The 26,557-nt window shown below is 36.7% G+C and carries 25 protein-coding genes and 1 tRNA gene; 13 read left to right on the forward strand and 13 right to left on the reverse strand.

The genetic code is table 11. The features are described from left to right. Positions 1 to 820: 820 nt before the first annotated feature. Together ACZ9HT_RS00005 and glyA are read right to left on the reverse strand one after the other, a co-directional pair. On the reverse strand, positions 821 to 1,114 hold the full coding sequence (locus ACZ9HT_RS00005) for a GIY-YIG nuclease family protein (protein ID WP_476038381.1): 294 nt from the start codon (positions 1,112 to 1,114) through the stop codon (positions 821 to 823). 606 nt (positions 1,115 to 1,720) lie between these two features. Further along, complete coding sequence (gene glyA / locus ACZ9HT_RS00010) at positions 1,721 to 2,986, reverse strand: serine hydroxymethyltransferase (protein ID WP_476038382.1); 1,266 nt, start codon at positions 2,984 to 2,986, stop codon at positions 1,721 to 1,723. A gap of 1,217 nt (positions 2,987 to 4,203) precedes the next feature. Between glyA and ACZ9HT_RS00015 the strand changes: the two genes are divergently transcribed. The 4 genes from ACZ9HT_RS00015 to ACZ9HT_RS00030 all read left to right on the forward strand — a co-directional run bounded on the left by ACZ9HT_RS00015 (position 4,204) and on the right by ACZ9HT_RS00030 (position 6,747). After that, the gene (locus ACZ9HT_RS00015) at positions 4,204 to 4,698 is read left to right on the forward strand and encodes a Smr/MutS family protein (RefSeq protein ID WP_476038384.1); all 495 of its coding nucleotides are present in this window, start codon (positions 4,204 to 4,206) and stop codon (positions 4,696 to 4,698) included. A gap of 188 nt (positions 4,699 to 4,886) precedes the next feature. Beyond that, positions 4,887 to 5,609, forward strand: coding sequence for a DUF3822 family protein (locus ACZ9HT_RS00020; RefSeq protein ID WP_476038385.1), 723 nt, complete (start codon positions 4,887 to 4,889; stop codon positions 5,607 to 5,609). A gap of 142 nt (positions 5,610 to 5,751) precedes the next feature. Then, positions 5,752 to 6,075: a four helix bundle protein gene (locus tag ACZ9HT_RS00025; RefSeq protein WP_476038386.1), complete on the forward strand. Its 324-nt coding sequence runs from the start codon at positions 5,752 to 5,754 to the stop codon at positions 6,073 to 6,075. A gap of 63 nt (positions 6,076 to 6,138) precedes the next feature. After that, positions 6,139 to 6,747 carry an RsmD family RNA methyltransferase gene (locus tag ACZ9HT_RS00030; protein ID WP_476038387.1) on the forward strand — a complete coding sequence of 203 codons (609 nt, stop codon included), beginning with the start codon at positions 6,139 to 6,141 and terminating at the stop codon, positions 6,745 to 6,747. Between the two features lie 11 nt (positions 6,748 to 6,758). Here the strand turns inward: ACZ9HT_RS00030 and murI are convergent, their stop codons facing one another. The 5 genes from murI to ACZ9HT_RS00055 all read right to left on the reverse strand — a co-directional run bounded on the left by murI (position 6,759) and on the right by ACZ9HT_RS00055 (position 12,481). Next, positions 6,759 to 7,589 (reverse strand): glutamate racemase, encoded by an 831-nt coding sequence (gene murI / locus ACZ9HT_RS00035; protein WP_476038388.1) that lies wholly within the window; start codon positions 7,587 to 7,589, stop codon positions 6,759 to 6,761. 349 nt (positions 7,590 to 7,938) lie between these two features. Further along, positions 7,939 to 9,072: a radical SAM family heme chaperone HemW gene (hemW, locus tag ACZ9HT_RS00040; RefSeq protein ID WP_476038389.1), complete on the reverse strand. Its 1,134-nt coding sequence runs from the start codon at positions 9,070 to 9,072 to the stop codon at positions 7,939 to 7,941. Between the two features lie 202 nt (positions 9,073 to 9,274). Beyond that, positions 9,275 to 10,225, reverse strand: coding sequence for a PorP/SprF family type IX secretion system membrane protein (locus tag ACZ9HT_RS00045; protein ID WP_476038390.1), 951 nt, complete (start codon positions 10,223 to 10,225; stop codon positions 9,275 to 9,277). Between the two features lie 49 nt (positions 10,226 to 10,274). After that, positions 10,275 to 11,333, reverse strand: coding sequence for an RluA family pseudouridine synthase (locus tag ACZ9HT_RS00050; protein ID WP_476039189.1), 1,059 nt, complete (start codon positions 11,331 to 11,333; stop codon positions 10,275 to 10,277). A gap of 68 nt (positions 11,334 to 11,401) precedes the next feature. Beyond that, positions 11,402 to 12,481 carry a PASTA domain-containing protein gene (locus ACZ9HT_RS00055; protein ID WP_476038391.1) on the reverse strand — a complete coding sequence of 360 codons (1,080 nt, stop codon included), beginning with the start codon at positions 12,479 to 12,481 and terminating at the stop codon, positions 11,402 to 11,404. 331 nt (positions 12,482 to 12,812) lie between these two features. Between ACZ9HT_RS00055 and ACZ9HT_RS00060 the strand changes: the two genes are divergently transcribed. From ACZ9HT_RS00060 to lnt, 6 genes are all read left to right on the forward strand, one after another. Next, positions 12,813 to 13,670, forward strand: a complete 858-nt coding sequence (locus ACZ9HT_RS00060; protein WP_476038392.1) for a YicC/YloC family endoribonuclease — start codon at positions 12,813 to 12,815, stop codon at positions 13,668 to 13,670. Between the two features lie 94 nt (positions 13,671 to 13,764). Continuing rightward, positions 13,765 to 14,328: a guanylate kinase gene (gene gmk / locus ACZ9HT_RS00065; RefSeq protein ID WP_476038393.1), complete on the forward strand. Its 564-nt coding sequence runs from the start codon at positions 13,765 to 13,767 to the stop codon at positions 14,326 to 14,328. Further along, the gene (locus tag ACZ9HT_RS00070) at positions 14,325 to 15,056 is read left to right on the forward strand and encodes an NAD(P)-binding domain-containing protein (protein WP_476038394.1); all 732 of its coding nucleotides are present in this window, start codon (positions 14,325 to 14,327) and stop codon (positions 15,054 to 15,056) included. The genes gmk and ACZ9HT_RS00070 overlap by 4 nt, the downstream gene beginning before the upstream one ends. Before the next feature lie 3 nt (positions 15,057 to 15,059). Further along, on the forward strand, positions 15,060 to 16,079 hold the full coding sequence (gene nadA / locus ACZ9HT_RS00075) for a quinolinate synthase NadA (protein ID WP_476038395.1): 1,020 nt from the start codon (positions 15,060 to 15,062) through the stop codon (positions 16,077 to 16,079). A 300-nt stretch (positions 16,080 to 16,379) separates the two neighbouring features. Further along, entirely contained in the window at positions 16,380 to 16,739 is a 360-nt protein-coding gene (folB, locus tag ACZ9HT_RS00080; protein WP_476038396.1) for a dihydroneopterin aldolase, read from the forward strand. Between the two features lie 475 nt (positions 16,740 to 17,214). Then, positions 17,215 to 18,852 carry an apolipoprotein N-acyltransferase gene (gene lnt / locus ACZ9HT_RS00085; RefSeq protein ID WP_476038397.1) on the forward strand — a complete coding sequence of 546 codons (1,638 nt, stop codon included), beginning with the start codon at positions 17,215 to 17,217 and terminating at the stop codon, positions 18,850 to 18,852. Between the two features lie 161 nt (positions 18,853 to 19,013). Here the strand turns inward: lnt and ribB are convergent, their stop codons facing one another. Continuing rightward, positions 19,014 to 20,135 (reverse strand): 3,4-dihydroxy-2-butanone-4-phosphate synthase, encoded by a 1,122-nt coding sequence (gene ribB / locus ACZ9HT_RS00090; protein ID WP_476038398.1) that lies wholly within the window; start codon positions 20,133 to 20,135, stop codon positions 19,014 to 19,016. A gap of 97 nt (positions 20,136 to 20,232) precedes the next feature. Then, complete coding sequence (locus ACZ9HT_RS00095) at positions 20,233 to 21,258, reverse strand: LLM class flavin-dependent oxidoreductase (protein WP_476038399.1); 1,026 nt, start codon at positions 21,256 to 21,258, stop codon at positions 20,233 to 20,235. A gap of 153 nt (positions 21,259 to 21,411) precedes the next feature. Between ACZ9HT_RS00095 and ACZ9HT_RS00100 the strand changes: the two genes are divergently transcribed. From ACZ9HT_RS00100 to ACZ9HT_RS00110, 3 genes are all read left to right on the forward strand, one after another. After that, complete coding sequence (locus ACZ9HT_RS00100) at positions 21,412 to 22,785, forward strand: DUF4403 family protein (protein WP_476038400.1); 1,374 nt, start codon at positions 21,412 to 21,414, stop codon at positions 22,783 to 22,785. 29 nt (positions 22,786 to 22,814) lie between these two features. Then, positions 22,815 to 23,324 carry an RDD family protein gene (locus ACZ9HT_RS00105; RefSeq protein ID WP_476038401.1) on the forward strand — a complete coding sequence of 170 codons (510 nt, stop codon included), beginning with the start codon at positions 22,815 to 22,817 and terminating at the stop codon, positions 23,322 to 23,324. A 48-nt stretch (positions 23,325 to 23,372) separates the two neighbouring features. Further along, positions 23,373 to 23,443 (forward strand) — tRNA-Cys (locus tag ACZ9HT_RS00110). Between the two features lie 910 nt (positions 23,444 to 24,353). On the opposite strand, the gene ACZ9HT_RS00115 is transcribed toward ACZ9HT_RS00110, so the two are convergent. The 4 genes from ACZ9HT_RS00115 to ACZ9HT_RS00130 form a co-directional block, all read right to left on the reverse strand. Continuing rightward, on the reverse strand, positions 24,354 to 24,950 hold the full coding sequence (locus ACZ9HT_RS00115; RefSeq protein ID WP_476038402.1) for a hypothetical protein: 597 nt from the start codon (positions 24,948 to 24,950) through the stop codon (positions 24,354 to 24,356). Beyond that, positions 24,898 to 25,677 carry a hypothetical protein gene (locus ACZ9HT_RS00120; RefSeq protein ID WP_476038403.1) on the reverse strand — a complete coding sequence of 260 codons (780 nt, stop codon included), beginning with the start codon at positions 25,675 to 25,677 and terminating at the stop codon, positions 24,898 to 24,900. The genes ACZ9HT_RS00115 and ACZ9HT_RS00120 overlap by 53 nt, the downstream gene beginning before the upstream one ends. An 88-nt stretch (positions 25,678 to 25,765) precedes the next feature. Then, positions 25,766 to 26,191 (reverse strand): hypothetical protein, encoded by a 426-nt coding sequence (locus ACZ9HT_RS00125; protein WP_476038404.1) that lies wholly within the window; start codon positions 26,189 to 26,191, stop codon positions 25,766 to 25,768. Between the two features lie 12 nt (positions 26,192 to 26,203). Next, a complete protein-coding gene (locus ACZ9HT_RS00130) occupies positions 26,204 to 26,488 on the reverse strand; it encodes a helix-turn-helix domain-containing protein (protein WP_476038405.1) in 285 nt (94 codons plus the stop codon). Between the last annotated feature and the right edge of the window lie 69 nt (positions 26,489 to 26,557).

Here is a 26,557-nt window from a genome sequence, read left to right on the forward strand (position 1 = left end):
TATTATTTTAAACCCATTAATCAGCTTATCAAAAAATTCTCGATACAATTTTGCCTTGCAAAATCACTCGAACTGACGTTTTGATCTAGCGACTGATTTTTACATTTCGACCTGCGTCACTTCGAGTAGCCAAGTTCAGTGAAGCACCACTTTCGACCTGCGTTACTTCGAGTAGCGAAGCGTATCGAGAAGTTATTATTTTAAACCCATTAATCAGCTTATCAAAAAATTCTCGATACAATTTTGCCTTGCAAAATCACTCGAACTGACGTTTTGATCTAGCGACTGCTTTTTACATTTCGACCTGCGTCACTTCGAGTAGCCAAGTTCAATGAAGCACTACTTTCGACCTGCGTCACTTCGAGTAGCGAAGCGTATCGAGAAGTTATTATTTAAAACCCATTAATCAGCTTATCAAAAAGTTCTCGATAAAATTTTGCCTTGCAAAATCACTCGAACTGACGTTTTGATCTAGCGACTGATTTTTACATTTCGACCTTAGTCACTTCGAGTAGCCAAGTTCAATGAAGCACTACTTTCGACCTGCGTCACTTCGAGTAGCGAAGCGTATCGAGAAGTTTTTATTATAAACATAGCTGATGATTCTGCGTTAATTTATTAGTGCAGTTTACTGAAGCGCCAACTTTCGACATTCGTCACTTCGAGTAGCGAAGCGTATCGAGAAGCTTTTATCAATGAACGATTGGTAAATTTATAATAAAAATGCATAAAACAACTGAATTTGCGTCACTTCGAGTAGCGAAGCGTATCGAGGAGCTTTAATGATAAAATTTTTTAGATAACATACAAAGTGTAATTATTATTTCTTAAAAACCTTTTTCGCTAAATCAGGAAGGTCTGCGTATCGGCTTTCAATGAGCGCCAATTTCTTAGCTCTAGACCACTTTTTAATCTTTTTTTCATATTCTATCGCGATATTAATATCAGGGAAAGTACAGAAATAGACCAGCTCTACAGGTAATCTAGCTGCAGTATAAGAATCGCCGTGCTTTCCCTGCTGATGTTCCTGTACTCTCTGTTCCAGATTTGTTGTGACGCCAGTATAAAAAGTGTTGTCGGAACATTTTAAAATATAGACGTACGAGAAATCCATTGTAATTTGTTTTTAATCCATTATCAACTTATCAAAAGGTTCTCGATACAATTTTGCCTTGCAAAATCACTCGAACTGCCGTTTTAATCTATCCACTGATTTTACATTTCGACCTTCGTCACTTCGAGTAGCAAAGCGTATCGAGAAGTTTTTATTTTAAAGCCATTAATCAGCTTATCAAAAGGTTCTCGATACAATTTTGCCTTGCAAAATCACTCGAACTGACGATTTAATCCAGCGACTACTTTTTACATTTCGACCTTCGTCACTTCGAGTAGCGAAGCGTATCGAGAAGTTATTATTTTAAACCTAATAATCAGCTTATCAAAAAGTTCTCGATACAATTTTGCCTTGCAAAATCACTCGAACTGACGTTTTAATCTAGCGACTGATTTTTACATTTCGACCTGCGTCACTTCGAGTAGCAAAGCGTAACGAGAAGTTTTTATTATGAACATAGCTAATGATTCTAGGTTAAGTTTATAGTGTAGTTGAATGAAGCGCCAACTTTCGATTTGCGTCACTTCGAGTAGCGAAGCGTATCGAGAAGTGTTTATTGTAAAAATAAATGTTACCCAGAACCACTCTCCTTATCTTTATCGAAACCTAATATTGAAACAACGCTTTTCCCTCCATCATCTGATTTACTTTTGTACGAACGTCTGCGATCTTATTGTCATCATTAATATTCATTACAACGTCATTAATTAGTCCTGCAAGAACTTCCATATCTGCTTCCTTCAAACCTCTCGTCGTAATTGCCGCAGTTCCCAAACGAATTCCAGACGTGGTAAACGCTGACTTGTCATCAAACGGTACCATATTTTTGTTACACGTAATATCGGCTTTTACTAAAGCTTTTTCGGTTTCTTTTCCGTTTACATTTTTATTTCGAAGATCAACCAGCATCAAATGATTATCAGTTCCGCCACTTACAATATCGAATCCCTGAGTGATCATGGCTTTTGCTAAAGCGCGGGCATTGGCTACGACCTGTTTCGCATAGATTTCAAATTTATGATCGATCGCTTCTGCAAATGCAACGGCTTTACCCGCGATAACATGCTCCAGCGGACCACCCTGAATTCCAGGGAAAACGGCACTGTCTAAAACCTGACTCATCATTTTAATTTCGCCTTTCGGTGTTTTATGTCCGTAAGTATTTTCGAAATCTTTGCCCATCATGATCATTCCGCCACGCGGTCCACGCAATGTTTTATGCGTCGTGGTGCTTACAACATGACAATGCTCAAATGGAGAACTTAATAATCCTTTTGCAATTAATCCTGCAGGATGTGCAATATCTGCCCAAAGAGTAGCGCCAACTTCATCGGCAACTTCGCGGAATTTTTTAAAATCCAAATCTCTTGAATAAGCTGAATATCCGGCAATCAACATTTTAGGTTTTACTTCCAAAGCTTTTTGGCGCATCGCCTCGTAATCGATCAAACCACTTTCGCGATCAACACCATAAAAATTTGCGTTGTACTGGATCCCCGAAAAGTTAACGAAAGAACCGTGTGTTAAATGACCACCCATCGATAGATCCAGACCTAAAATTTTGTCGCCTGGTTTTAAAACCGCTAAAAATATAGCCGCATTTGCCTGTGAACCGGAGTGCGGTTGCACATTGGCATAACCGACACCGAAAAGTTCCTTAGCTCTTTCGATGGCTAAAATTTCTACTTCATCCACGACTTCGCAGCCGCCATAATATCTTTTTCCGGGATAACCTTCTGCATATTTATTCGTCAAAACACTGCCAACTGCTTTCATCACATTTTCCGAAACAAAATTTTCCGAAGCGATGAGTTCGATGCCGTGTGTCTGTCTTTGTCTTTCCTGTTCGATAAGGTCAAAAATTGGATCCATATTGTATAATTGATGATTTTAATTCCGGTTAATAAGAAGCCAAATTTATGGAATTTTTCGGGACTATTAAAGAGGGCTTTGAAATTTCTAAATTTAGAAATATTGCGGAAATTAATACAAGTATCATTTTTAATCATAAAGTGTAAAATAAGAAATATGAGCGCTGTGATTTATTTCTGAAATTGATTATTTTCAAGCTTTTGTCTACTTTGAATTATTCAATATTTACATCGCTTTTGCATACTTTGTGGTTTGAGTTTAAACACAAATTGCACAAATATTTTCACGAATGGCACTACCAATACCTGAATATTGTTGTAAATAAATGTTTTTAAGCTTTTGCACCCTTTGATTAGCTCAAAAAGACACATCGCTTTTGCATCTTTTGCGGTTTCAACTTAAACACAAATTGCACAAATGTTTTCACAAATAGCACTATCAATAATTGAATATCGATGTAAATAGATGTTTTTCAAGCTTTTGCACCCTTTAATTCCCTCAAAAAGTCATATCTCTTTTGCATCTTTTGCGGTTTGAGCTTAAACACAAATTGCACAAATGATTTCACGAATAGCACTATCAATAATTGTATATCGATGTAAAGAAATGTTTTTCAAGCTTTTGCACCCTTTAATTCCCTCAAAAAGACACATCGCTTTTGCATCTTTTGCGGTTTGAGCTTAAACACAAATTGCACAAATATTTTCACGAATAGCACTACCAATACCTGAATATCGATGTAAAGAAATGTTTTTCAAGCTTTTGCATACTTTGATTCACTCAGAAAGACACTTCGCTTTTGCATCTTTTGCGGTTTCAACTTAAACACAAATTGCACAAATGATTTCACGAATAGCACTACCAATATTTGAATATCGTTGTAAATAAATGTTTTTCAAACTTTTGCATACTTTGATTAGCTCAGAAAGACAATTCGCTTTTGCATCTTTTGCGGTTTGAGCTTAAACACAAATTGCACAAATTTTTTCACGAATAGCACTACCAATACCTGAATATCGTTGTAAAGAGATGTTTTTCACGCTTTTGCATACTTTGATTCACTCAGAAAGAAACTTTGCTTTTGCATCTTTTGCGGTTTGAGCTTAAACGCAAATGCTAACACCATTATCACAAGTAAATTTATTCTTCAAAAAAATTAAACTTACTCGTTCAGAAAATAAATTTTCTTAATTTCGCCATATAATGAATAACAGACGATGAAACCAGGCGATTCCGTTGCCGTGATCGATGACCGATTGAAGGGCAAAATCATTTCGGTGATAGGACAAAAAGTGGTCATCGAAGATGAACATGGATTTCATTATGAATACGATTCTTCGGAGTTGGTTCTGCAGGAAGCCGAGATCTACGATCAAATGCGGACTGTTCAAAAGCCAGAACCTTCCAAACCTGTTTCTAAAAAGCACGACAAAAGACCGTTCCTCTTAGATCTGCATTTTGATCTTCTGGTAAAGAATTCCCGGGATTATGATTCTTTTGAACGGCTTTTTCTACAAAAAGAAAAACTTCTTAACACCTTAGAATTCTGCAGAAAAAACAATTTAAAAAAGCTCGAAATCATCCATGGAATCGGAGACGGTGTTTTACAGCAGATGGTTTACGATGTTTTAGAAAGTCAGACCGATCTGGAGTTCCATAATAAAGAAATACTGCACCATCAATCAGGCACCGTACTGGTTTATTTGAGATGAGGTTTGGGATTCGAGTTGCGGAATGCGGGTTTCGAGAAGGAATAGGAATTTTGAAAAAGTTTTTGAACTAAACTTCTCTAAGGAAATCCGGTTTGACCCAAAAATTGTTTCTGATATAGGACATCAATCTTCAAAATGAAGAAAATTTTAAAAGCCGATTAATTTTAATAAATTTGCTCCCGTAAAGCATGGAACAACTCAAATTACTTTTTACCAAAGACGGCATTCAATATCAGATTTCAAGAAACAAAACGGTTTCTGAGGAAAATTCTTATTTTGTGACCGAAGATTCGCCGGAACAATTTATTAATGAGAAACTTACGGAGATCTTAACACAGAAAAACTTCAAAGAGATCAACGTTATTTCGGCGCTGAATCATTTCACTTTAATGCCCGAAGGTTTTTCAGAACATGATCTCGGCTACGAATTAGTTGCTTTTAACGCACCTGTGGATAAGGAAAATGAAGAATTAATGCTCTCGGTGAATAAGAAATTTGGCGTTCAGTTTTATTATACTTTTCCAAGATCTACTTATCAGCAAATTAAAGATTTAAAACTTCCGACGAAGTTCAATTTTTCCGGCGAACAATTTTTGAATAGTATCTCAGTAAAAAATCAAAAGGAAATTCATATTAATTTGTATCATCAGCAGTGTGAGTTTTTTGCTTTTGATCATAAAAAAGTGATTCTTTACAATAACTTAGATGTCACTTCGGAAGTAGATTTTTTATATTTCGTGATGTTTACTTTGAGTAAAATCGGTTTTGGAATAAATGAAACTCAATTTTTTGTTTACGGTGAAACCACGGAAAATGAAACTTTTATTTCAGAATTAAAGAAATTTGTGAAGAACCTGAAAATCGTTTATGATAATATCCCGAAGAAAAATTTTGTTTTAAATGTTAGATGATGGATGATCGGTGCTTGACGGTTGACGGTTGGTGGTTGGTGGTTGGTGGTTGGTAAGAATTAAATAATTTATCAAAATCAATTTGATTTCTTACATTTATTTGAAAATAAAAGATGAGTTTCAAGTTTGAAAAATTAATTATTTGGCAAGACTCTATGAGTTTCGCAGAGAAAATTTACCATTGCTCATCGCAGTTCCGAAAGATGAGGTTTTTAATCTCATTTCACAGATCAGAAGAGCTTCTGATTCATTTGCCTTAAATATTTCCGAAGGTAGTATTTTACAGAGTAATCCAGAGTTTCGTAGATTTTTAGGATATTCTACTCGTTCAATTGCAGAAGTTGTAACTTGTTTATATAAGGCAAAATATAGAAATTACATTTCGGAAGAAAAGTTTATAGAATTGTATAATGAATCATACAAAATAATCAACCACATCATTGCTTTTAGAAATAAATTAAATTAAAAAAAAGCATTAAACACCGGACACCGGACATCAAACACCCAGAAACCAATACCAAACACCTCCATGTATAGAATAATAAGTGGCCAATGGAAAGCCAAAAGAATTTCCGCTCCAAAAAATTTCGACGTTAGACCTACGACTGATTTTGCAAAAGAAGCTTTGTTCAGCATTATTGAAAACCGCTTTCGCTTCAATTTTTCCTCTATTTCGGTGCTCGATCTGTTTGCGGGAATTGGATCGATCACTTTGGAATTTGCGTCCAGAGACTGTAAAGATGTAACCTCGGTAGAAATGAATTCCAAACATTCCGGATTTATTAATACGACGGCAACCGAACTGGAAATGGGACCACAAATTAATGTGATGCGTGCCGATGTTTACGAATATCTGAAGAAAAATAGAAACCGCAAAACCTACGAAATTATTGTCGCAGATCCTCCATTTGAAACGGAAGAGAAAAAATATCAGGAATTGATTTCTTTGGTTTTAAACAACAATTATTTAAAAGAAAATGGCGTCTTTATCTTAGAACATCAAAGCCGTACGAAACTGCAGCACCCGAATTTAACCGACACGCGTAAATATGGAAATGTAAGTTTCTCCTTCTTCAAACCTAACGAAGCTGAAACGCTTGAGATTCCAGTAATAGAAGAGGAAACACCAACTGTATAATTGACAGATTTCTAAAGCACCTTTAATTCCAGATCAATACTTTTTCCGAAGAATTTTTTAGAGATCTTCTCGAAATTCTTTGTGATATCCGACAGAAAAAAGTGATAGCTGGGTTTTGGATTGTCTTCATTCAAAAGATGATGTTTTTCCAAAATCATTTTCAGCTGATTGGCAACAATACTTGGCGAATCAATAACGCGAACGCGGTTTCCGTAAAACTGCTTGATCTCATTTAACAAAAGCGGATAATGCGTACAACCTAAAATAAGCGTTTCGATATTTTTTAATTTACTGTTGCTTAAGTAATTATAAATGATTGAATGGGTGATCGGGTGATTTCTGAAACCTTCTTCGATGGCGGGAACCAGAAGTGGCGTCGCGAGTTCGTCAACCTTAATAAACTTGTTGTGTTTTCGGATAGACTTTTTATACAATCCGGAATTCACCGTGGCTTTAGTCGCGATGACCCCTACATTATTGTGAATTTCGTAGGAAACTTTTTCTGCCACCGGATTAATAACATCGATAACGGGAACTTTATGATCGACCAATTCTAAAACTTCTTTCAAGGCATTTGCAGTCGCCGAATTGCAGGCTATCACAATCGCTTTACAATTTTTTTCCAGCAGAAAACTTGTTATTTTAGTCGAATAACCAACAATAGCTTCCCGTGATTTTTCTCCGTATGGAAGGTGTTTCGTATCGCCAAAATACACCAGATCTTCGTGAGGAAGCAATCTTTTAATTTCCTTTGCAACCGTTAAGCCGCCCACGCCGGAATCAAATATTCCTATGGGTTGTTTGGAGGAAAGATGGCTGAAATCGGTTTTCTTAGTTTTCAAGGGAATTAAGTTTATGCAAAAATAGTGATTTTGGAGCCAAAGAAGTAAAAGAGCCAGGTAAAAAGTTAAAAGAGCCAAGTCTAAATTGGTCAATAATCAATTGTCAATAACAAATTTCACTTATTCCAGAATAGCATAATTTATGGTATTTATGAAAAGCATTAGTTCATTTGTGTTTAAATTTCAACTATAAAGGAGACAAATTAAATATGTAGTAAGTTGTTCAAATATAGCTAAAGCTCAATAAACCGCCTTTTATATCACAATTCTTAATCACTTTGATTTCAAAATAAAATCTTAATCGTTAATCTGGAAACTAAAATTCATCAATTTTAATAGAAAATATTTTCTAATAATTGCCAACCACAAATAGATCCGACGCAATTCCATCCGCCAGAAACCAGTGTTTTTCAGGAATTTTCAGATGATTATTTTCAATGGTAAGAATTCCATCTTCCAGCTTTGTTTGAATTTGTTTTTGAAAATATTCTAAAAGTTCTGCACTGAATTTTTCCTTTATAGAAATTAGATCAACGCCCCAAACAGTTCTTAATCCAATCATTAACATTTCATTGAACTGATCTTTCTCCGATAGAATCTCCGTCTCTTTTGGTAATTTATTTTGATTTAACGAATTGATGTACAATTGATTATTCGCAATATTCCAACTCCTTTCGTTACGGCCGTTATAGGAATGTGCAGATGGTCCGATCCCTAAATATTCCTGATATTTCCAGTAGGCAGAATTGTGTTTGGAATGAAAACCGGGTTTTCCAAAATTAGAAATTTCGTAATGATCAAATCCGCGATCTTTCAAAAAATCGGTCATGTAAAAGAATTCTTTATGTTGCGCGGCTTCTTTCGGCGCGGCAATTTTTCCCTGGGAAATCCACGTATTTAAAGCGGTTTTTGGCTCGATCGTTAAGGCATAGGAAGAAACATGCGGAACTTCCAGTTCTATGGTTTTATTTAAATTTTGCTTCCAGATTTCCAGATCAGAAGTTGGGGAACCATAAATTAGATCGATGCTGATGTTTTCAAAACCGAAATCCTGAGCGCGTTTGATGGAACTTTCCGCTTCACCGGAAGTATGAGCACGGTTCATCAGTTTTAGATCTGCCTCAAAAAAACTTTGCGTTCCTATAGACAAACGGTTAAACGGTGTTTTTGATAATTCCTTTAAAAAATTTTTATTCAGATCATCCGGGTTGGCTTCGAGCGTAATTTCGATATCAGGATCAAAGGAAAAATATTTCAGGACTTCATCAACGATGGATTGCAGTTCATCAACTTTAAGAATTGAAGGCGTTCCTCCGCCGAAATAAAGTGATTTTAAATTTTTGGTCTCCATTTCATCTTTACGCAGAAAAATTTCCTTCTTAATGGCCGCAATCATGTCTTCTTTGTAATTTAAAGAAGTAGAAAAATGGAAATTACAGTAACTGCATTTTTGCTTGCAGAAAGGAATATGGAGATAAATCATTGTTGGAAAGAGCCAGGTAAAAACTAAAAAGAGTCAGTTTTTTGGTGCGCGTTGGGAAATTCGAGGTTTGAGATTCGGGTTTCGAGTTTCAAGGTTCAAGATTTGGAATTTAATTTCTAAAAAAGATCGACTTGGAATTAAAAATAAAATTTACTGTCTAAATTGCTGTAGACATCAAACATCCATCATTAAACACCCATAACTAATAGCGATACCCTCTTGTATTAATGAAGTTTTCGATATTATAACCAACACTTAACATAAAACTGCTTCCGGCATATTGCTGAATATCCGACAATCCGAAATTATAAGTTGCACCGAAAAAGAAATTGCTCACCGTCGCTTTAATAACAGGTGAAACTCCTAAATTCTGACTGCCAAATTTATTTTTGGATGTTCGCAAACTTGCACCTGCAGAAAAAGAATTTTCTTCCCCTAAAACGGTCGCCATTAAATTAAAATCTGTAATTCTGGAAGAATTAGTATTAAAATTCATTGCGATCGAGGGCGAAACGTACATTTGCTCATTCAGATAAAAATCGTATCCGGAGTTAATGATAAATTTGGTTGGCTCGGGTTCGATGCCGTTAACAATCGGAATATCGTTGGTTAAGGCAATATCGTTTACAGAAACACCGCCGAAAAAACCACGGTAAGTAACTGCCATTCCCAGATTCGCGTACACTAAAAACAGAGAATTGGTATCGGAAGCAAGCGTTGGATCGCCCGGATCTTGAGGATTCAGCATTGCTAAATCAATATTTAGATTATAAAAATTGACATTCGTTCCAAAGGAAAACTGACTTTTTCGCTCGCCATCGTCATCAATAGGAATAAAATAAGAAGCTCCGGCGCCAATTCCGTTCGCTGAAATCGGTCCGTTCTGATCCCGGAAAAAAGTTAAACCTGCTCCTACTCTATCAAAAATATTCGCGTGCATCCCAATAGACTGCACATTGGGCGACTGGTCGAACTGTGAAAACTGTTTCTGATAGTTTAAATTCAGAACCACATCATCGGTCTTACCATAAAGGGCGGGATTGAAAAGGAAATCACCTTCCAACAAATACTGTTGATAATATGGCAGTGTTTCCTGGCTTTTGTAGCTTCCTAAGAAAACAACCACGAAAAATAACGTATATATTTTTCTCATAATTAGTTCTGCGTGAATTTTCAGCAAATATAAAAAAAGTTTTATGTAATCAAGATTCTAAATAATTCCGCCATTTTTTTATAGCTTCATCCATATCTTGAGGCATTGGACTTTCGAAATACATTTCTTTTTTTGTTGTAGGATGAATAAATCCTAGAGTGTGTGCGTGAAGTGCGTGGCGAGGCAAAACCTCGAAAACATTCTTCACAAACTGTTTATATTTCGGCATATTAATGCCTTTTAAAATCTGATTGCCTTCATACCGTTCATCATTAAATAAAGTGTGACCAATATGTTTAAAGTGAGCCCGGATCTGATGCGTTCGTCCGGTTTCCAGTTTACATTCTACCCAGGTGATATATCTGAAGCGTTCCAGAACTTTATAATGAGTCACGGCATGCTTGCCTAAACTGCCATCTTCAAAAACCGCCATTTGCATTCTGTTTTTCAGGTGTCTGCCGATATTTCCGGTGATTGTTCCTGCGTCATCTTCCATATTTCCCCAGACAAATGCCCAGTATAATCTTTTCGTTGTCCGGTCAAAAAATTGTTTGGCTAAAAAACTCAAAGCATATTCATTTTTCGCGATAACCAGTAATCCAGACGTATCTTTATCGATTCTATGAACCAGACCAACGCGGTCCAGATCTGATTTCTGTCCATTTTTTTCGAAATGAAAAGCCAGAGCGTTAATGAGTGTTCCATCGTAATTGCCGTGACCAGGATGAACTACCATTCCGGCTGCTTTATCCACAATAACTACATCGTCATCTTCATAAACGATATTTATTGGAATATCTTGTGGAATAATAATATTTTCCCGCGGTGGTTTGGTGAGCAAGACCGAAATTTCGTCGCCGGGTTTTACGCGGTAATTTTGTTTTACTGCAACTCCGTTTACAACAACATTTCCCGCACGGCAGGTTTGAGAAATTTTATTTCGGGAAGAGTTTTGACGAAAATTAACAAGAAATTTATCGATGCGCAATTTATCCTGTCCAGGATCTACCTTTAAGGAAAGATGCTCGTAAAGCCCTTCAGATTCCGACTCATTCGATTCGTTATCTACTTCTTCTTCATCGGGAAATTGGTCGCGGTCTTCTATCATTTTATCTTTTGAAAGATAAAGCTTCAACATTTCCGTTGAAGCTTTATTATTTTAATATTTAGTAAAAACTACTCAACAATTACCTTTTTAGCTTTAGGCTTTTCTACAGGTTTTGTAGGGACAGTTTTCGGAGGGGTAGAATTAGTGGCCGTTGTTTTCGGCTTGATCTCAACGATTTTTGGTTTTTGGTCTGCCGGAGTTTTTGGTGTTTCCTGCTTTTTAACTTCCGGCTGTACCGTTTCTCTTCTTGGCGGAACAACTGGTGTTTCTAATGATCGCTCAGGTCTGCTCGGCGCTGGTTCGCGATAAACGGGTTCTTCATAATTCCGGTAAGTGGTTGAAGTATCGACTCTAATTCGGTAAATGGAATTTAACTGCGAGATTTTTCCACCCATTTCAGCGGGCGTTTTCTTGCTGGACCAAATATCGATCTGCATTCCCTGATCACGAACATCGTACGGAGCCGGATCCTGATAATAAACGATATCGGATTCTTCAGTACCGCCGTCTTCGTGCTCCACCAAACCGAATTCGAATAAATTTTGAGCGATAACCGCCTTTGCTTCCTGCACGGTTAATCCGACTAAATTCGGAACCGCAATGTTTCTTTTCGGTCCTGCACCGATCACCAGATCGATCGTAGTAAATCTTGGTAAAAGAGATCCGGGTTTTAAAGTCGCACCATTGTACATCATTCTAATAACGGCATCTCTCTGAATACTCGGTTCAAAGATCGTGTCGCCGATCTTTAAGCCAACCTGTTCTAACTGGCGAAACGCTAAACCTTTGTATCGGTCTAAAATATCTGGAACGGAAACTTGCGCATATGTTCTTGGATTTACCTTCATAATAATGGTTCTGCCGTCTTTTACGCGGGAACCTGGCGAAGGATAAATCTGTAAAACCTGAAACGGACGGTATTTAGGATCGTATTTAAAACTGTCGACTTCATATTCCAGACCGGAATCATCGAGAATTTTAATGGCATCGTGAACTGATTTATTCATCACATTCGGCACGGCGATTTCTTTGCCGTGATTCGTATGAATCTCTAACCAGCGAAAAGTTAACCAAAGTAACCCTGTAAAAACGACAGCCGCCAACAGTACATTGACTAAGACTTTCCAGTGGAAAAGCGATTTAAGCATATTTCTAAATCTTTATTATAACTGCAAATATATAAAATTATCTTTTCTGAAATCGTTCCTAATTTTTCCATCTTCAATTTTTAAGGGAAAGATGCGGTTTGATCTTTTAAAAAGCTTAAAAGTTCTAAGCATTCAGTCTGATAATTTATTTGAAATATCCCAAAAATTTCAAAGAATGAAAGATTTATTTTTTTTAATTTTTTGAATTGCTTCATTTCTACTCCAAAACCTTCCCCCGCGTTCCATTCATTTTTTAGGGTTAAGAGATTTATTTTTTTAGACTGTTCCTGAAAGTTTTGAAATATTTACCTTTGTCTCTTAAAGAAAATACATGATTCTATCCATGACCGGCTTCGGAAGAAGCGAAGGTGTTTTTGAAGGAAAAAAAATTACCATCGACCTAAAATCGCTCAACAGCAAATCTTTTGACCTCAACATCAAAATGCCGCTACGATATAAAGAAAAAGAATTCGACATTAGAAAAGTTCTCAACGACCGCCTTTTGCGTGGAAAAGTTGACTGCTACATTAATGTTGAAACTTTAGATGACACCAACGATGTGAATATTAATCACGATTTGGTGAAAGCCTACATTGCGGAACTTAAGAAAATTTCGGGCGACGGTCCAGACTTTGAATATCTGAAAATGGCCATCAGAATGCCCGAAGCGATTTCTTCGCGACCAGACGATTTAAATGAAAACGAATGGATTTTCCTGATCGAAATTTTGAACGAAGCAATTTCAAAATTCAATAATTTCCGCAGAACGGAAGGCGAAATTTTACAGGAAGAACTGGAAAGAAACATCAGAAAAATCGAGAATTATCTGGAACAGGTTGAACCTTACGAAGAAGTGAGAATGGCAGGAGTGAAAGACCGCTACCGCAAATCTCTCAACGAATTTGATCAGATCGATGAAACAAGGTTTTATCAGGAAATGGCGTATTACACTGAAAAACTGGATATCGCAGAAGAAAAAGTTCGACTGACCCAACATTTAAAATATTATAATGAGGTTATGAGAACGGAAGATTTCAATGGTAAAAAACTCGGTTTTATTTCCCAGGAAATTGGCAGAGAGATCAATACTTTAGGCTCTAAAGCCAATCACGCAGAAATACAAAAACTCGTGGTGATGATGAAAGATGATCTGGAAAAAATTAAAGAACAAACCTTAAACGTTTTATAAGACAAGAAGATAATAGACAGATAGATAAAAGACTTTAAAACTAGATCTTTCTTCCATCTTCAAACATCCATCATCCATCACCCAACAACGATCTATGAACAAAGTCATCATATTCTCAGCACCATCCGGAAGCGGAAAAACGACTTTAGTAAAATATTGTCTGGAAACATTTTCGCAGCTTCAGTTTTCAATTTCGTGTACTACGAGAGCTTTGCGTGGAACAGAAATTCATGCAATTGATTATCACTTTATTTCGCCCGAAGATTTTCGCGTAAAAATCGGGGAAGATGCCTTTGTAGAATTTGAAGAGGTATACGAAGATAAATATTACGGCACTTTAAAATCAGAGGTTGAACGAATCTGGGAAAGTGGAAAAGTGGTCATTTTTGATGTTGATGTAAAAGGCGGAATCTCCCTAAAAAAATATTTCGGGGAACAGGCTCTTTCCGTTTTCATTATGCCACCCTCGGTTGCAGAATTGGAACTGCGATTAATCGCCCGCGGAACCGACGATCTGGAAACCATCAAAACCCGCGTTCAAAAAGCGGCGCACGAAATGACTTTTAAAGAAGAGTTTGATGAAATCGTGGTGAATAACGATTTGAACCATGCAAAAACTGCGATCTCAATCATCATTGAAAATTTCCTAAAATCATGAAAATAGCCATTATCGGTTGCGGTTGGGTTGGAATAAGATTAGCCAAATACCTGAAGTCTAAAAACCATCACGTTCTTGTAACCACCACTTCGCCAGAGAAAATTGGTGCTTTAGAAGAAGTCGCTTCCGAAGTTCACTTGCTCGACTTCAATACCACTCAAAATTTCGATTTTTTAAATAATATTGATGTTGCTATTTTCAGCATGCCAATTTCCCGCGAAGGTTGGCTGCAAGGTTTCCAAAATCTGAACATTAAATTTCCTAAAACAATTCTTTTCAGTTCTACGGGAGTTTATCCTACAGAAAACAGAACTTTTACGGAAAATGATACCGAAAATTTACGTCCGGATATTCTCCGCGCCGAAAATTTAGTCCGGGAAAAATATCCGCAAACAACAATTCTCCGTTTCGGTGGTTTAATGGGAGATGAACGGGCTTTAAAAAATATATTTAGAAACCGACAGCCGGAGAATCCTCAAAAGAAAGCAAATTACATTCATTACGAAGATATATTGCCAATCGTAGAACTCGTTATTCATTCCGATAAGGAAGCTGAGACGTACAATGTTGTTGCACCTGAACATCCGACGATTGCAGAAATTCTCCAGCTGAACACAGAAGAACCAGTCTCCAATTCAAATCAAAATACGCAGCGAATTATTTCCTCCGACCGTTTAATTCAAGATTTTAATTATACATTTATACATCCGAATCCTCAATATTTTTAAACAATGAGCACAGAAAATTTAAATAAGGCAAAGACCAATCTTCCGGTAAGAGGATTTTTAAAGATCGATGACCTCATCATTCCCGAAGGAGAAGCTTTGGTACAGGCAATTTTAGATTTAAAGAAAGAGAAAAATGCCGTTATTTTGGCGCATTATTATCAACCTCCGGCCATTCAGGATATTGCGGATTATTTAGGCGATTCACTGCAATTGGCCCGAGCGGCAAAAGATACCGATGCTGATATGATCGCTTTTTGTGGCGTTCACTTTATGGCAGAAGCCGCAAAAATCTTAAATCCGACCAAAAAAGTCGTTCTTCCCGATACACAGGCTGGATGTTCCCTTGCAGATGGTTGCAGTGGCGAAGGTTTACGCGCGATGCGGGAGAAATATCCAAACGCTTTAATTGCCACTTACATCAATTGTAATGCAGAAACTAAGGCTGAATCTGATATTATTGTCACGAGTTCTAACGCGGAAACCATCATTCGTTCTTTGCCCGAAGACCGACCGATCATTTTCGCGCCCGATAAGAATTTAGGTGCTTATCTCATGAAGAAAACAGGCCGGGACATGATCCTTTGGGACGGAAGCTGTATCGTGCACGAAGCTTTTTCTATGGAAAGAATCGCCCAGCAATTGGCCGATCACCCGCACGCAAAACTCATCGCACATCCCGAAAGTGAAACGCCCGTTTTGGATCTTGCCCATTTCGTAGGTTCCACTTCTGCCCTCTTAAATTTTGTGGAAAAAGATGACGCTCCAGAATTTATTGTTGCTACAGAAGAAGGAATTCTGCATGAGATGAGAAAGCGTGCACCACATAAAACGCTTATTCCCGCCTTGGTTTTCGACGAGTCGTGTAATTGTTCGGAATGTTTTTATATGAAAAGAAACACGCTGGAAAAGCTCTATCTCTGCATGAAATATGAGTTACCCGAAATCACCATGGACGAAGAATTACGTTTGAAAGCCTTGAAGCCTATCGAAAAAATGCTGGAACTTTCGACAATGGTTAAATAAAAATTTTAGAAATTGTTGGGCAATCTTTTTTGGCCAGCGCAAAACCCTTTCAGCCTTCCGAAGGCTGAAAGGGTTTTCCCAAAACAAAAAAAGCCGGGCTTTTCGTTGCAATCTTTTTTGCCTTCGCTTTTCCCTTCAAAAAAAAAGGATTTCCACTGCAATCCCTATTGCGAGATAGTTTTAAACAATATAATTTTTAGGTAATACGAGATTTATTCATTTTATCGAAGTTTAAATCTTACCAAATTTTTAAACAGCTCGATGTGATTTTCCGCTGATAAACGATTTAACTCAAAACCAATGACTTCAAAAATATTCTTAGAAAACCTAAAAATTTACGCTTATCACGGCGTTCTCCCGGAGGAAACCATTATCGGAACCTACTATATTTTAAATGTAGAAGTTCACGCTGACCTTTGGAAAGCCGTCGGAACCGATGACTTAACTGACACCATTAACTACGCAGAACTCAACGATATCATTCATGCTGAAATGAAGATCCCGTCTAAATTAATGGAACATGTTGCGGGAAGAATCATGAAGCAAATTTCTGTAAAATTTCCGCAAATTTCTTTTATCAAAATTAAGATCACCAAAACCAATCCGCCAATGCCCGGCGAAATGGATGGTGTAAGTGTAGAAATTGAATTCCAGTCTTAATTTTTCAACATTAACATCTTTAAGAAATTGAGAAAATTAAGTGTTACCACTATTGTCGATAAAAACCTTAATGCCCTTAATTAAAAAATCTTTAGATTTTCTTAATGAAAATAATAAGAAAGAAAATCTTAATCTCTTAATGGTTTAAAAGATTTATCCTGATTTTTTTTAACATTAAGATCATTAAGAAATTTAGAAAATTAAATTTTTCTGGGAATATATCTATCAACGCTTCTTAATCCTCTTAATTAAAAGATCTTAATCTCTTAATGGTTTAAAAGATTTATCCTGATTTTTTTTAAATATTTAGATTCGTAAGAAAGTTATCTTTTAATGGTTAAAATCCATTTATTTAAAAATCCAAATAAGCGAAGTGAGATCCTTCCTTCGTCAGAATGATAAATACTTTAAAATCTTATTTAGAAAATTGAACAATTGCTTAACTTTACGGTTTCAAACCAAGTTCAAAATTTCTATGAAATATATTATTCTCACTTTACTCTCTGCTACGCTGCTGAGTATTTCCTGGCCAACTTACGGCATTCCCTTTTTTATATTTTTCGCCCTTGTTCCGCTTCTCATCATGGAACATGACATTACCAAATTTTCTAAAATCAAAAATAAAGGACGTGCTATTTTCGGTCTGACTTTCCTTTGTTTTTTAATCTGGAATATCGTCACTACAGGTTGGTTGTACGGGGCCAAAAACCCCGACGGCACGCACTCTATGATGGCCGTTGTTATTCCCGTTCTGTTAACTTCCTTCTTCTACTCCACTATTTTTCAATTTTACCATCTCTACAAAAAAGCGCAGGGAACTTATTTCGGACTCGTTTTCTTTGTCGCGATCTGGATGGTATTTGAAAAAATTAACCTCAGCTGGGAATTGAGCTGGCCCTGGTTAAATCTAGGAAACACCTTTGCCGATTATCCGAAAGTCGTTCAGTGGTACGATACTTTAGGCGCAACGGGTGGGAGTTTCTGGATCCTGATTATTAATGTTTATGCTTTTTATACTTTAAGAATTTGGGAAGCCGGCAGAAAGCGGAAATCGCTCAGTATTAACTCCTCCGTTCTTGTCGTTTTAATCGTTGTTCCCATGCTTATTTCCTTAATTAAGTATAAAAACTTTGATGAAAAACCGATTGGCACCGTCAACGTATTAATGCTGCAACCGGAACTCAATCCTTACACCGAGAAATATTCGAAAGACAGTTTAACGATTTTAAATGATCTGCTAAAATTAGCCGAAGACAATTCAACAGGACAGATCGATTATTATATCGGTCCGGAAACTTCATTACCAGGATTTGGATCCATCTCTGAAAGTGGTTTTGAACAGAGCGAACTCTTAAATGGAGTCAAAGGATTCTTAGCAAAACACCCTAAATCAGTTTTTGCTACCGGAATTTCATCTCACCGGTTTTATCCGAATGCAAAAGATAAAACGCCAACTTCTTATCAAACTTCCGAAGGAATTTTTGTGGATAGTTACAACTCGGCGGTTCAAATTATTCCGAACCAGATAGTTGAAGTTTATCACAAAGGAAAACTGGTTCCAGGCGTAGAAATTTTCCCTTACATCAATGTTTTAAAACCAATTCTTGGAAATGCGATGATTAATCTGGGCGGTACAACTGCATCTTTGGCAGGAGATCAGGAAAGGAAAGTTTTCGGCAATCCTTTCAATAAGGGAAAATTGGCGCCAATAGTTTGCTACGAAAGTATCTATGGAGAATTCGTCACTGAATATGTTAAAAAGGGTGCGAATTTCCTCGGAATTATGACCAATGATTCCTGGTGGGGCGAAACGCAGGGTCACAAACAACTCATGGCGTATGCAAGAATGCGTGCCATTGAAACACGACGAGAAATCGCAAGATCTGCAAACAGTGGAATTTCCGCACATATTAATGCAAAAGGTGATGTTGTTGCCGATACTTTTTACGGTGATAAAACAACCCTTTTTGCGAAAGTCAATCTCTACGATAAAATCACGTTCTACACGAAAGCCGGCGATTTATTATCCAGATTTTCCATCTTTGTTTTTGGATTTTTGATTTTTTACAATTGGATCAAAAAATTTCAGAACCGAAAGAAAACTGAGAAATAATTGATCTCGTTGAATGAGCAGAGCAGTTTATATATTACGCTTCACCCATTCAAACTTCAAGAAATGAAACAAAAAATCCCGGTTCAAGTTAGTGATCCGGGATTTTCTATTTTATAAGGAACCACTTCAACCTGGCTCTTTTAACTTTTTCCTTGGCTCTTTTACAAAGCTACCATTTCCGTCACTTCAACATCATAACCAGCAACAAGCGGTTTTTGATTAACGTTTTGAGTGATCACTCGAAATTTATTAATTCCTAAATTCTTTAAGATCTGCGTTCCAATTCCATAATCATGAAAGTTAGAAGCTAAAGTTGGTCGTTTTTCCTGACCATCCTGAAAATCTAAAAACTGCTGTAATTTTCGCATCGTGTTCTCAGCGCTGGAAACATTATTGATAAAAATCAAGGCGCCTTTACCTTCGTCATTGATCATCTTGGTTACTTTTTCCAGCAACGGAGTTTCGCCTGTAGACAATCTGCTCAATACATCGAAATAAGAATTAGAAGCCTGAACACGAACTAAAACCGGCTCATTTTGAGACCAGGTTCCTTTGGTTAAAGCGAAATGTATTTGATCCGTACTCGTTTCTTTAAAGGCAAAAAAGTCGAATTCGCCGTAATGGGTTTTTACTTTTCTTTCTTCTAAACGTTCGATCAAATCGCCTTTTCTTAACTGATACTGAATCAGATCTTCAATAGAAATAATTTTAAGATCATGCTTTTTTGCCAGCACGACCAGTTCCGGGAGTCTCGACATTGAACCGTCATCATTCATAATTTCACAAATAACACCGCCTTCTTTCAAGCCTGCCAATTTGGTGAGATCGATCGCTGCTTCGGTATGTCCGGCTCTTTTTAAAACACCGCCTTTCTTTGCACGTAGGGGGAAAATATGTCCGGGACGCATAAAATCTGCAGGTTTCGTTTTATCATCCATCAAAGCCAAAATTGTCATGCTTCGATCGCTCGCCGAAATTCCTGTAGAAACTCCTGCTCCCAACAAATCTACAGAAACCGTAAAAGCAGTTTCTTTCGGATCGCTGCTTCTCGTCACCATAATATCAAGTCCCAATTCATCACATCTTTTTTCCGGGAGTGGCGTACAAATTAACCCACGACCATGGATCGTCATAAAATTGATAATTTCCGGCGTCGTTAATTCAGCCGCAGAAAGAAAATCTCCTTCGTTTTCCCGGTTTTCATCATCAACAACGATGATTATTTTTCCATTTTTTAGATCCTCAATCGCTTCAGGAATCGTATTCAATTGTATATCTGACATTTTACTTTTAGATTTTTGCAAAGGTACTGAGATTTAGCGCAACCGACAATTCTAATTTGGGTCTCGTCTGAAGACGAGAGGACGCAAGATTATTTATTTAATCGACATTTTGTTTTTCAGACACCAAGTTCAGTTCATTTACCGCATTTCTCAAGATTTCATAAGATTTCAGTCGTGATTCCTGCTCATAAATGTGAGAAGTAATCATGAGTTCATCGACATTAAACATTTCCTGAAACTGCTGTATTTTACTTTTAACGGTTTTTTGACTTCCAATAAAACTGTAACGTAACATTTTCAAAACGTGGGCTTTTTCCATGGGATTCCATACTGCCTCAATATCGTCAACTGGTGGCGAATAAGGTTTTCTGTCGTCGCGAATAATATTAATAAAAGCCTGATAAAGCGTGGTGGATAATTTTTTAGCTTCCTCATCCGTTTCTGCTGCAATTCCATTAACGCAAGCAATAATGTAGGGTTTCGGGAATTTTTCACTTGGCTCATAGTTGGTGCGGTATATTTCGAACGCAACTTCCATCATATCTGGAGCGAAATGTCCCGCGAACGCGTAAGGCAAACCCATTTTAGCCGAAAGCCACGCACTATCGGTACTCGATCCTAAAATATAGATCGGAATATCGCAACCTTCTCCGGGAATAGCCCGCACGGCGCTTCTTGAGTTTTCTACAGAAAAATACTGTTGCAACTGCTGAATCTGTTGCGGAAAGTGTTGATTAATATTCATGGGATTTCTACCGAGCGCCTTTGCGGTGATGCCATCAGTTCCGGGCGCTCGTCCAACTCCGAGATCAATTCTTCCGGGGAATAAACTTTCCAGAGTTCCAAATTGCTCTGCGATCACGAGAGAACTGTGATTCGGCAACATAATCCCACCCGAACCGACTCGAATCTTTTCTGTTCCGTTCGCGATAAAGCCTACCAATACTGAAGTTGCAGAACTTGCGATACTTGCCATGTTGTGATGCTCGGCAAGCCAAAATCTTTTGTAGTTTAATTTTTCGGCCTTTCTCGCCAATTCTAAACTGTCGTTAAAAGTATCGTGAATGGTTTTATTTTGTTTGACTGGCGCTAGATCCAGCACAGATATTTCTAAATTTTTCATTGTTATAAGGTACGAAAATCGTTAATAATTCTGCAAAATTACGCCTTTACCTAAAATCATAAAACTTTGCAGGCAATCAAAAACAGATGATGCAATTAATTTATATCTATTATTCAAAATTTACGCAAATTTGCGTTATCTAGAAAATAAAACATGCGCAATATTATAGTAATCATCTTTCTTCTTTTAATTTCGAAAATTTATTCCCAGGAAACCACGATGATTTCGGAGGATGAATATAATTTCCCGAAAATTAAATCCTCTATTTCGATGCCTGTGAAAATTCCGCTGGCAGAGATTGGAAATATGATCAACGCATCTGTCGGAAATTTGGTATTCCAGGACGATTCTTACACCGATAATAACAACGATCAGTTTAAAGTCAAAGTCTGGAAAACCCGTCCAATTCGTTTGGTTGGTGGAACGAAGCAAAATTTACTCATCGAAGTTCCTTTAAAAATATGGGCAGAAAAAGGGATTGGAAGTTTCGGTTTTTATAATTATCAAAGCACGACGTTTGAAACGGTCATGTATTTTAATACCGAACTCACCTTTAATAACAACTGGCGAATGACGACCAGAACAATACCGATGGGATTTAAATGGGTGACAAAACCAGTTTTAGATTATGGGAAAATAAAAATCCCGATCACGTCTCTTGTAGAATCCAGTTTGCGAAAACAACAGGTTGATTTTTCAAAAACCATCGATGACATGATGCTTGCACAACTTAACTTTCAGCAATATGCGATCATGGCCTGGAATCAGTTTTCGCAGCCCTTTAATGTTTCTGAGGAATATAATACTTGGTTAAAGATCACACCTGTCTCAATCAATATTACCCCTCTAATTTTTTATGGAAATCAAATTGAAGCCAATATTGGAATTGACACCTATTCTGAAACGTTCTCCGGACAAAAACCCGTAGCTTCGCCTTTAATAAGAACGATTGCTAACTTTAATTCGGTGCAGAACTTACCTCCAAAATTCCTTTTGCAAACAACGGCAAACATTCCTTTTACCGAAGCAACCGCTATTGCGGAGAAAACATTTCTCGGAAAAGAATTTGATTTTCGGGATGGCAAATCTAAAATCAAAATTACAGCGATCAATGTTTCCAGCGAAGACGATAAAATTATGATCGAAGCAAAGACAGAAGGAACGGTGGAAGGAACCTCTTATATTTCAGGAATTCCGGTTTACGATGCGATAAAAAGAAAAATTGTATTGAGTGACACCCATTTCAAATTAAAGACGAAAAATATTTTGCAAAAAACCGCGACGCTTTTATTTCGAAAGAAGATCGTGGACATGATCGAAGAAGAATACGGCATTCCTACCTCGGAACTGGAAGATTCATCAAAGAAAAGCATCGAAGAAACCTTTAATAAAGAATATTACAAAGGTTTAAAGATGCAGGGAAAAGTATTTAAATTAACGCCATCAAAAATTTTACTCAATCCTTTGGGAATTACAGCGGTAATTGATACCGAAGCTCAATTAAAACTTTTTGTGCAGGGAATTTAAGAATGGAAAGATCACTTTAAATATTAAATATGGCCAGAACTTTACGAATTGTAGAACGAAATAAAGCGGAAAAGGTATATCGATTTATCAATTATGTGGTTGATTTTTTATTCGCCGTTGTCATTATGTGGATCTTACTGGCCATTTTCGGCTTGCTTAAATACTTTTTATTGGGCATAGACATCGAGGAAACTGCCAATGATCTGGAAAATATGGATCCACTGGCAGATCGAATTTTAACCCTTTTGATGTATGCATTTATCATGTTTTTACTGGAAACCGCAACAAAAGGCAGAAGCCTTGGTAAATTAATCACTGGAACGAAAGTGGTAAAAGTTGACGATAGCAACCTCACAGTCATTGACTTACTGAAAAGAAATTTTATTAGAGCAGTACCTTTTGATCAATTCACGTTTATAGGAAGTAAAGGATGGCACGACAACTTCTCGAACACCGCAGTTGTACGTTTAAAGAATTTCGAAAATTCAAAAAAGCTTGAAAGCGAAATGGAAAAGCTGGGTACAAAAGAAAATCTTTAAATAAATTTTTGCCCAAAAATAAAAAATCCTATATTTGCAAACCCAAATGGTTCTTTGGCCGAGTGGTTAGGCAGTGGTCTGCAACACCATCTACAGCGGTTCGAATCCGCTAGGAACCTCACAGATAATCCCTACTTGACTGTTAATTAAGTTTTTAGGGATTTTCTTTTTTTAAGTGTGTCAACATTTGTGTCAACCATTTGATTTTAAAATATAATCATCCTTTTTTAGGGTGTCGGATTCGTTGGAATGTGATCGGCTGTTTTTCGTAAATGTGTAAAAATGCACTTTCTTATTTCATTCTTAAAATGGTCACTTTTTTTTATTCCTTATGGACTCCAAAAACTAGGAATTATATCAAATTATTAGAGACGAGTGTCGCGTGTTGGTTTCCTTTCTTTTTATGCTGTAAGGTTCGTTAAGTTTCAAATCATCTATTGACCGTAGAAAAACCTTTCAATTGATATGTGACCGTGTTAAAACCTTTGCACACGTTATGACTTCCAAAAAATCATCTAGTTTCCGGCACGTACGCGCGCGTATTGTTTTACTTTTGCTGTTTTACCGAAATATACCGAAACATTTTTAATCCCTTACATACAGTGTTCGTAATTCGTTCATTTTTTTTATAGTGTTAAAAACAATTTTTCAAATGTTAAGTTTTACTAAGTTTTCGCGCACGCGTAATGAGTCCCAAAAACAACTTTTTCAATGTTAGGTTTTGTAAGGTTTTCGGTTCGCCTGTTATTCGCCTGTTAATTTAATAATGTTAGTGAATTAACACGCGCGTACAGATAGGGAGATATTAAATTTCTCCAGTTGTTTTCCCAATTGTTTTCAACCGTTTGTCTGCCGTTTTCGGTCGTTTGTTCGTCGTTTGATTAGAGTGGTTGTTGAGTGTTTTTAGGGTTGTTATTAATCAAAATCTTTGCAACATATTGAAGTATACTTTAAAGAGAAAAACCTCCATAATTTAGGGAGGTTCTTTTTTGATTGACCGTTTTCCGACCGTTTATTTATCGGATGAAATTAAAATAATGGTAGTTGACCACGCAAAATATTTTTATCAATCCTATATCGGTTGTTATTGTATCGGTTCCGTACATTGTGAGAAATAATTTTGTGGAGGTCATCATCTTTTTTGTTCCTACATTCTAAACTCCAAAAATCTCTCAATACTTTTTCATACAATTTCGGATCGTGTTCTCTGTAATAATTCAAACCAGTGATAAATATAAATTTACTCTCATCTTTTTGCATCGTGATATTAATATTTGTCATTAAACATTTGCGAGGTTGTTCCGTTGTTGGTGCAGTTTTACACTTTACCACGTGCGCGTGAGGGTAAATTTGCACCTCTTTGGTAATTGGTAAATCTTTGGTTTCCTTTGTTGTGATGGTATTTGATGAGGTTCGGGCGTGTTGTCGTTCCTGTGGTACAAATGCACCAATCCCAAATGACAATATTTTCTCATTCAATAGGTTGAAAATCTCATCTCGTAGGTTATCATTTCCTGTAAGTGTATTAAAGTATTTTTGTTTTTCTCTTTGGAATTTATTTCGGTTTTTATCTTCAATGATGGTTTCCCAATCTTTGGCGGTTGAATGTTGTTTGATATACTTCAAATCCTCGCGCGTATAGGTTAAGAAATTCGGCTCCAAATTGATAATGAGTTTGTTGCCATTCTTTTAAAAGGGTGTGCGCTAATCGTGTGAAAACCTCATCTTTGAACAAATCATTTAGAGTGTTGATGCCGTGTTTTCTGATTGCAAACGATTTTTTATGTTTTACCTCAAATCGAAAAGTATTTATATGAATTTCAGGAGAGTTTAAATTTCCGTGACAATGGATTCCTTTTGCGTACGCCTTTATATTTTTTTGTTTCGTTGCATCCGTTATTTTAAAGAATGGGATTTTATCATCATCAATTATAAAAGGTGTTTTTTTATAAAATGAAATTCCGTTTATAATTTTCTTTATGTCGGTTGTCGGGATGATATTCAAACCAAACTCCAAATTAACCACTTTGAACAAATCAAATTCGGATCTGTTTATCCCTAGATAGGTGAATGTATCAATAATTGATTTTCGGGCGTTTTCGGGCGTTAAATCATTTCCGTTGTGTTTATACCTATTGAAGTGATAATGAGGTGAAATTGACACGTACACGTTATGGTATCCGACAAATTGACCATTTTCAAAACTTTTGCGGAAATCCATTCTCAAATGTTTACCAAATACCTCAAAACCATCGGTTGTGTTGTTGGTTGAGTACGGTTTCATATTCGGGAAATTTCTCAACCGTTTAATGAGTTGTTGATCCGTACAATTAAGTTTACTATTATCAATCATTTTCTTTATCTTTGTCCTGTGATGGTTGCCAAATCATTGCATTTTTGAACAAATTAGAGAGGGTTTTTAATCCTCTCTTTTTTTGTTTTTAGCTCGGTTGTAAATCGTTTATCATTACTTTGATAATTTCTTTTATCATCGTTTTTCTGTCGCCCGGAATAAAAGGGTAAAATTGCGGACAAATACGAATGTATATTGTTTCCCAATCTGCAGGAATGTAACACACGAACAATGATTTTTTTCCCTTTATTGGTAAATCTGCATAATAGAAATTAGGCGTTTCGGTTGTTCTTAATCCTGTGATTGTACATTTACTCCAGTTGGTGGTGTCTCTAATTTTCAAAAGGTTTTCCGCGCCTGTGGTTGAGTTGTAACCGTTATTTTTTTCAGTTCGTATGAGTTCGGAAAATGCAATCTTTTTATAATTTGATAGTTTGTATTGTCTGAATGATTTTTTAACCTCATCGAGTGTGTAATACATTGGATAATGGTCGGGTGTGTGAGTGGTTGCCATTTTTTTGAAGTATTAAATTAATTGATTGTCTGTGATGAGGTTCTCAATTTCATTTCGTTTAAAATAGACACGGTTTTCTATTCCATACGCTGTGATGATTTTTGATTTTCTCCATCTGTGGAGTGTGGAGAGGTCAATTTGTAGCATTTCGCAAACCTCCGCACGTGTTAAATACTTTGTCGGTTCTTTGGGTTGAAATTCCTTTGATAACTCTAATTTGAGTTGAGGGATGATTGCGTTTTTAATTTCGCTAATCAATGCGTTCGGAGTGGTTCCGATAAATTGAATTGATGTCATAATTTTTTTTGTTTAATTATTATGACAACAAAGGAATGTTTGGAAAAAATTTGGAACAACTAGAAAAAT

Source organism: Chryseobacterium sp. UYP7 (assembly GCF_056279225.1).

What these genes read in the sequence shown, in the direction of transcription:
- glyA (WP_476038382.1), bottom strand. Translation starts at nt 2,986, where the DNA reads ATGGATCCAATTTTTGACCTTATCGAACAGGAAAGACAAAGACAGACA.
- ACZ9HT_RS00020 (WP_476038385.1), top strand. Translation starts at nt 4,887, where the DNA reads ATGGAACAACTCAAATTACTTTTTACCAAAGACGGCATTCAATATCAG.
- ACZ9HT_RS00005 (WP_476038381.1), bottom strand. Translation starts at nt 1,114, where the DNA reads ATGGATTTCTCGTACGTCTATATTTTAAAATGTTCCGACAACACTTTT.
- lnt (WP_476038397.1), top strand. Translation starts at nt 17,215, where the DNA reads ATGAAATATATTATTCTCACTTTACTCTCTGCTACGCTGCTGAGTATT.
- gmk (WP_476038393.1), top strand. Translation starts at nt 13,765, where the DNA reads ATGAACAAAGTCATCATATTCTCAGCACCATCCGGAAGCGGAAAAACG.
- ribB (WP_476038398.1), bottom strand. Translation starts at nt 20,135, where the DNA reads ATGTCAGATATACAATTGAATACGATTCCTGAAGCGATTGAGGATCTA.
- ACZ9HT_RS00130 (WP_476038405.1), bottom strand. Translation starts at nt 26,488, where the DNA reads ATGACATCAATTCAATTTATCGGAACCACTCCGAACGCATTGATTAGC.
- ACZ9HT_RS00015 (WP_476038384.1), top strand. Translation starts at nt 4,204, where the DNA reads ATGAAACCAGGCGATTCCGTTGCCGTGATCGATGACCGATTGAAGGGC.
- ACZ9HT_RS00120 (WP_476038403.1), bottom strand. Translation starts at nt 25,677, where the DNA reads ATGATTGATAATAGTAAACTTAATTGTACGGATCAACAACTCATTAAA.
- ACZ9HT_RS00060 (WP_476038392.1), top strand. Translation starts at nt 12,813, where the DNA reads ATGATTCTATCCATGACCGGCTTCGGAAGAAGCGAAGGTGTTTTTGAA.
- ACZ9HT_RS00070 (WP_476038394.1), top strand. Translation starts at nt 14,325, where the DNA reads ATGAAAATAGCCATTATCGGTTGCGGTTGGGTTGGAATAAGATTAGCC.
- ACZ9HT_RS00030 (WP_476038387.1), top strand. Translation starts at nt 6,139, where the DNA reads ATGTATAGAATAATAAGTGGCCAATGGAAAGCCAAAAGAATTTCCGCT.
- ACZ9HT_RS00105 (WP_476038401.1), top strand. Translation starts at nt 22,815, where the DNA reads ATGGCCAGAACTTTACGAATTGTAGAACGAAATAAAGCGGAAAAGGTA.
- ACZ9HT_RS00050 (WP_476039189.1), bottom strand. Translation starts at nt 11,333, where the DNA reads ATGATAGAAGACCGCGACCAATTTCCCGATGAAGAAGAAGTAGATAAC.
- ACZ9HT_RS00095 (WP_476038399.1), bottom strand. Translation starts at nt 21,258, where the DNA reads ATGAAAAATTTAGAAATATCTGTGCTGGATCTAGCGCCAGTCAAACAA.
- ACZ9HT_RS00055 (WP_476038391.1), bottom strand. Translation starts at nt 12,481, where the DNA reads ATGCTTAAATCGCTTTTCCACTGGAAAGTCTTAGTCAATGTACTGTTG.
- folB (WP_476038396.1), top strand. Translation starts at nt 16,380, where the DNA reads ATGACTTCAAAAATATTCTTAGAAAACCTAAAAATTTACGCTTATCAC.
- hemW (WP_476038389.1), bottom strand. Translation starts at nt 9,072, where the DNA reads ATGATTTATCTCCATATTCCTTTCTGCAAGCAAAAATGCAGTTACTGT.
- ACZ9HT_RS00125 (WP_476038404.1), bottom strand. Translation starts at nt 26,191, where the DNA reads ATGGCAACCACTCACACACCCGACCATTATCCAATGTATTACACACTC.
- ACZ9HT_RS00100 (WP_476038400.1), top strand. Translation starts at nt 21,412, where the DNA reads ATGCGCAATATTATAGTAATCATCTTTCTTCTTTTAATTTCGAAAATT.
- nadA (WP_476038395.1), top strand. Translation starts at nt 15,060, where the DNA reads ATGAGCACAGAAAATTTAAATAAGGCAAAGACCAATCTTCCGGTAAGA.
- ACZ9HT_RS00045 (WP_476038390.1), bottom strand. Translation starts at nt 10,225, where the DNA reads ATGAGAAAAATATATACGTTATTTTTCGTGGTTGTTTTCTTAGGAAGC.